This is a genomic window from Enterobacter sp. Ap-1006 (genome assembly GCF_011752835.1).
Taxonomy (GTDB): domain Bacteria; phylum Pseudomonadota; class Gammaproteobacteria; order Enterobacterales; family Enterobacteriaceae; genus Cedecea.
This window is the reverse complement of record NZ_VWWU01000015.1, coordinates 1-3,060: the sequence shown is the minus strand read 5'-3', so window position 1 is coordinate 3,060 and position 3,060 is coordinate 1. Positions and strand designations below refer to the sequence as shown.

The window sequence follows — 3,060 nt, the reverse complement described above, 5'->3', positions numbered from 1 at the left end:
ACATGTATAAATTCCTTCATATTCACACGTTTCCCCCGGTTTGTATTCAGTATCAAACACCGCGTTGAACTTAGCATCTGCTTCAGAAATCTTGTTTTTATTGCCTGAACGAACAAGTGCCATGTGGCCTCCAAATTTATTTTTATTGCACAATAGCACTGTGCATATGTGCATATTACACCGTCAGACAAAAATGCACAAGCGCACAGTGCTATTGTGCATTTTTGTCTGACGGTGTAATATGGTGGAGGTAAGAAGGTGAAACATTGCCTGTTTACGGCAAAAAAAGAGGTAAAAGAAAAATGCAGCAAGATCATGAAAATGATGATTGCCGCATTCAGTGTCGAGACGATTGGCTATACCAGTTTTATAAATACGGTACAGCCAATCGAAAGATTCCTGCTGCGATAAGAGCTTCATTACTTCGCAAGCTGGATATGCTGAATGCTGCTGATAAAGTCGGAGATTTACGGTCTCCCCCTGGGAACCGCTTTGAAAATCTCAACCCTCCATTGACAGGGTATTCATCCATAAGGGTGAACGAGAAATACCGCTTGATTTTTAAGTGGGGTGATAATGGTGTCGAGGGTTTGTATCTCGATCCTCATGATTATAAATAGATAACAGGTCGTGGCTGTTATCTTGTTAGGGTGTAGGTGGGGACATTCCTCACCTACATTAAAACGTCATAAATAAAATGAAAAACCAGACGTTAGACTATATTTAAGATAATTACTTTTCAATGCCGCTGGAAATAGACGAAATACTAATCTTCCTCATTTAACCGAGAGAAGTAAAAAAATTCAGGAGTAAAGCATGTCCCAAGCAACTAGAAAACCATCAACAGTCGGAGATATTCTTCTTTATGAATACCTTGAGCCTAGTGGTTTAAAAATCAATGACTTGGCTGAAATGTTGAACGTACACAGAAATTCTGTAAGTGCTTTGGTTAACAACAATAGAAAGCTATCTACTGATATGGCTTTTAGGTTGGCGAGAGCATTCGAAACCACCGCGAAATTCTGGTTAAACATACAGCAGTCTGTTGATTTGTGGGAGGTTACCAGTAGTCCTAGATTGCAAGAGGAAATAGATAGGGTTACCCCATTTTATCAAATTATAAAAAGGAATAATAGTGCTGAAGAATCAGGAAATAAGAATGCTATTGCATGATTTTTTTTGAAAAAATATATAAATCCATAAAAAAAGAAGGCTTTCATAACAGAGAGCCTTCTTTTTTTATGGGGGAGAGTGAATGCGCTGAATATTTCTTTTCTACGATCTTCTTGAGATCCGGTTTCGGTACGCGTAATCTCTTGCTCTGTAAGTGAAAAAACCGCCTGGGGAGGCGGTTTTTCGAAGGTTAAGTCAGTTGGGGAACTGCTTAACCTGGTAACTGGCTTTAGTGGAGCACAGATACCAAATACTGTCCTTTCAGTGTAGCCGGAGTCAGGCCACCACTTCAAGACTCTCGATATCTAAATCCACTAATTTTCAGTTACCAATGGCTGCTGCCAGTGGCGCTTTGTCGTGTCTTTCCGGCTTGGACTCAAGTCGATAGTTACCGGAACAGGCGCAGCAGTCGGACTGAACGGGGGGTTCGTGCATACAGTCCAGCTTGGAGCGAACTGCCTACCCGGAACCGAGTGTCAGGCGTGGAATGAGAAACCGCGGCCATAACAGCGGAATGACACCGGTAAACCGAAAGGCAGGAACAGGAGAGCGCACGAGGGAGCTACCAGGGGGAAACGCCTGGGATCTTTATAGTCCTGTCGGGTTTCGCCGCCACTGATTTGAGCGTCAGATTCTGTGATGTTTGTCAGGGGGGCGGAGCCTATGGAAAAACAGCCCTTTGGGCTGCTCCTTGCCATCTTCTCTTCGTGCTCCTCACAGCGTTATCCACTGTTTCCGTTGATAACTTACCGCGTTGATTTAATCCGCAACGCCCGCCGCAGTCTCACGGCCGGAGCGTAGCGACCGAGTGAGCGAGGAGGCGTCATTTCATCGTTGTTGTATTTTGCACGGTCACATTATCTCTGAATGGTCTGTTTTCAGACTTCCTCAGGTTTCAACATTTATTGCTTCGGTCATCGTTTCTATTGCCCGTGGTGCCCGGGTGTTTGCATATCGTTGCGTATAATTGCATCTCTTTGCATTCAGCCTCACACGATTGCATTTAATTGCGTACCTTCGCGTTAAGTTGCATCTCCGCTGATGGCAAGATGTGCATTGTAGTCCTACGTGCTGTGCAGCTCCGGGCTACAATGCCGTAACTTATTCGCTCCTGCTCAACATGCTCTTGCTCTATGAGGCTGCAGGTTGCTACCGCAACTGGACGGGTACTTTCCGGTGTTACAGCCGTTTTTAGCCGCCAAAGTCCCCTTCAGCGATTCTGGTGAATAACGATTCATACCGGTGAGGATTCACAGGCGCGATTCTGGCTGGTTTTGACGGGGAAGATGGTGTGTTTTGAGGGGCTGGCACCAGAAGTGCGCTGAGGTCGTCTGAGGCGGTGCAGACAACAGATGTTATGGTAAATCAGGCTAATCTGCAGGCATAAAAAAGCCGCCTATATTGGCGGCCCGTGATGCTTATCAACTCAGGCGGTGTAATTGAGTCAGGATGTAGGCGTGAAACTCAGTGTGAGTCAGGTAGGTCTTATTCAGACGGGCTTTTAGCTCGACACCCATCTTGCGCAAGGTATCACGATTTGAGATTGACTGCTGCTTTTCCACTTTGCGCAGGTGATAGTTAAGTTCGTAGTCTTCTGAAAAGTTTACATATTCATGATCACTTAAAGCCATTTTTATACCTCACTGTGCATATACGAATAGTTTCCAACGAATGTTCCCTTGCCCAGGGGTGTGTTGGTGATGGTTTTGGGGGGGGATAGTTTTTCCTCCTGCGATGGTCACTTCTTTACCGCAACCGGTACATGTATAAATTCCTTCATATTCACACGTTTCCCCCGGTTTGTATTCAGTATCAAACACCGCGTTGAACTTAGCATCTGCTTCAGAAATCTTGTTTTTATTGCCTGAACGAACAAGTGCCATGTGG

General features: G+C 44.9%; 5 protein-coding genes. 2 read left to right on the top strand and 3 right to left on the bottom strand.

Annotated elements, in window-relative coordinates; all coding sequences use genetic code 11:
* Window positions 1-302: 302 nt before the first annotated feature.
* Together F3J28_RS22255 and F3J28_RS22250 are read left to right on the top strand one after the other, a co-directional pair.
* Window positions 303-620: a type II toxin-antitoxin system RelE/ParE family toxin gene (locus F3J28_RS22255; RefSeq protein ID WP_166879835.1), complete on the top strand. Its 318-nt coding sequence runs from the start codon at window positions 303-305 to the stop codon at window positions 618-620.
* Between the two features lie 196 nt (window positions 621-816).
* On the top strand, window positions 817-1,173 hold the full coding sequence (locus F3J28_RS22250; RefSeq protein WP_166879832.1) for a HigA family addiction module antitoxin: 357 nt from the start codon (window positions 817-819) through the stop codon (window positions 1,171-1,173).
* Window positions 1,174-1,494: 321 nt separating this feature from the next.
* Here the strand turns inward: F3J28_RS22250 and F3J28_RS22245 are convergent, their stop codons facing one another.
* The 3 genes from F3J28_RS22245 to F3J28_RS22405 form a co-directional block, all read right to left on the bottom strand.
* Window positions 1,495-1,608, bottom strand: coding sequence for a replication initiation protein (locus F3J28_RS22245; protein ID WP_166879829.1), 114 nt, complete (start codon window positions 1,606-1,608; stop codon window positions 1,495-1,497).
* Window positions 1,609-2,594: 986 nt separating this feature from the next.
* Complete coding sequence (locus F3J28_RS22235) at window positions 2,595-2,804, bottom strand: hypothetical protein (protein WP_166879827.1); 210 nt, start codon at window positions 2,802-2,804, stop codon at window positions 2,595-2,597.
* Between the two features lie 9 nt (window positions 2,805-2,813).
* Window positions 2,814-3,060 (bottom strand): hypothetical protein (locus tag F3J28_RS22405; protein WP_286178446.1); only part of this gene is annotated, 247 nt, incomplete at its 5' end.